4 protein-coding genes are annotated in these 1891 nt (G+C 33.0%); all 4 read right to left on the bottom strand.

Going from position 1 to position 1891, the window contains the following annotated elements; all coding sequences use genetic code 11:
* Positions 1 to 425 precede the first annotated feature (425 nt).
* The 4 genes from F823_RS0109590 to F823_RS0109575 all read right to left on the bottom strand — a co-directional run bounded on the left by F823_RS0109590 (position 426) and on the right by F823_RS0109575 (position 1724).
* Positions 426 to 803, bottom strand: a complete 378-nt coding sequence (locus F823_RS0109590) for a hypothetical protein (protein ID WP_004167296.1) — start codon at positions 801 to 803, stop codon at positions 426 to 428.
* A 6-nt stretch (positions 804 to 809) separates the two neighbouring features.
* Positions 810 to 1109, bottom strand: coding sequence for a hypothetical protein (locus tag F823_RS0109585; RefSeq protein ID WP_019595700.1), 300 nt, complete (start codon positions 1107 to 1109; stop codon positions 810 to 812).
* A 49-nt stretch (positions 1110 to 1158) separates the two neighbouring features.
* Entirely contained in the window at positions 1159 to 1383 is a 225-nt protein-coding gene (locus tag F823_RS0109580; protein WP_004167293.1) for a helix-turn-helix domain-containing protein, read from the bottom strand.
* A 122-nt stretch (positions 1384 to 1505) separates the two neighbouring features.
* Positions 1506 to 1724 (bottom strand): helix-turn-helix domain-containing protein, encoded by a 219-nt coding sequence (locus tag F823_RS0109575; protein ID WP_019595699.1) that lies wholly within the window; start codon positions 1722 to 1724, stop codon positions 1506 to 1508.
* Positions 1725 to 1891 lie beyond the last annotated feature (167 nt).

Here is a 1891-nt window from a genome sequence, read left to right as displayed (position 1 = left end):
TTGCGGCTTTTGTAACTCCATATTTTTTAGCAAATTCACATAATTTTTGGCGGTAACGCATTTCTTCTGTTATAATAGACATGAGAGGACTCCTTTACTTAATGGTTTTGTTGATATTACTATTGTATCAGAGTTCCTCTCTTTTTTTATTCAATTGTGTAACATATGTTATAGCACATTACATTTTTTATATTTTTTTATTTTTCCATAAAAGTTATCCACAAATATGCTTTTCTTCAAGACTCTAAATACATAAATCACTTAGTACAAAGCCCAAAATTGTCAAGACTTTCGCTACTTTCTTGCATACAAATACCGACCCTCTAATCTTTAAATATTTCTTGTAGATTAGGGTCGGTATATATATTATTTTAAATCTTGTTTTTAATAATTTTTTGGATAATTAATGCTAATTACTTGCCTCACTACTTAGCTTCTCTTAGGGTATAAGGGTCAAATGGATTTCCATTTACAGCCTTTAAAGTAACATCTGGGTATGATGGTATGGATATCTTAACAGTATCTCCTAATTTTAAACCATAAATAAAAATTCTCTTCAATCCTCCATCTTCATAGGCATAGCTCAATTCTTGGTCACTCTTGGTCATAACTATGTCAACACTTAGATCCTTGTCCTCTAAGTCATAGTCAAAATCATTTGCAGACTCTTTCTCTAATGGATTAGGATTGGCTATTGGATTAAATTTCTTACCTTGACTAGACTTAGCATCATCTTTGTTCTTAGATTCTCCTTCTTTTTTAGTTGGAGCAGTCACTACATCTATTTTTTTGATATCTGACACATCGAATTATGATTCTTGCAAAGTCTCCTCTAAAACCTCCCCATTATCAAATATAATTCTCGCTGTCTTTTGGCTTCCATCAAACTCTCTCTTGATTATTTTCCCACTGTCATATACTGGAGAAAAATCCTTCTCAAGGCCATCTAAGAACAACTTACTTGGTTTGGATGATTTATCACTAAAATCGAAAACCAAAAAAGAACTCGTATCCGCCACACTTATTGCCTTGGCATGGCTTTTAGACTTCTTATCATTTGTATCTAAATTACTGACAACAAAAGAATTTTGAGCAGGCTTAAAAATCACCCCCACGTGTGTGGGTAGTACTTAATTGTAAATGATAAATCTAGTTATATCATAGCTTGTGGCTATCTTTATTTTCAGTACGTCCAACAAGGTAATCAATGCTAACGTCATAGAAGTCAGCTATTGCAATGAGTGTAGTGTATTTGGTTGTTTGTTCACCTGATTCTATGCGCTGGTATTGTCTTCTAGTTATATTAAATTTAGTTGCTGCCTCTACCTGAGTTAAATCTCTTTCTTTTCTTAATTCTTTTAATCTTTTACCTAAAATGTTCATAGTATAACCTCATTTCATCAATGTTTATTTAAGTTTTGCCCTTGAAGCAAGGGAAAACATTTTATAGGATAACCCCCACGTGTGTGGGTAGTACTTAATTGTAAATGATAAACTTAGCTATATCATAACTTGTGGCTATCTTTATTTTCAGTACGTCCAACAAGGTAATCAATGCTAACGTCATAGAAATCAGCTATTGCAATAAGTGTGGTGTATTTTGGACTAAATCTCCCGGTCTCCAAATCTATATATGAACGCCTTGACATATTGAGTTTAATTGATAAGTCTAATTGCGTCATATCACTTATTTCTCTTAATTTTTTAATCTTATCAGTGAACATATTAAAGTTAATCTCCATTTCAACAGTATTTATTTAAGTTTAATCCTCAATGCAGGATTAATCATTTTATAGGATCACCCCCACGTGTGTGGGTAGTACGGTTGTATGCTTGTAACATTAGTAATAGGTCTAGGATCACCCCCACGTGTGTGGGTAGTACGGTGGAA

The sequence above is a fragment of the Peptostreptococcus anaerobius VPI 4330 = DSM 2949 genome, from assembly GCF_000381525.1.
Classification (GTDB): Bacteria; Bacillota; Clostridia; order Peptostreptococcales; family Peptostreptococcaceae; genus Peptostreptococcus; species Peptostreptococcus anaerobius.
Note: the sequence above shows the minus strand (reverse complement) of the source record. Positions and strands in the feature narration are given on the sequence as shown.

Excerpts from the sequence above, each read along its gene's own strand:
- F823_RS0109580 (WP_004167293.1), bottom strand. The coding sequence starts at position 1,383 with ATGAACATTTTAGGTAAAAGATTAAAAGAATTAAGAAAAGAAAGAGAT.
- F823_RS0109575 (WP_019595699.1), bottom strand. The coding sequence starts at position 1,724 with ATGTTCACTGATAAGATTAAAAAATTAAGAGAAATAAGTGATATGACG.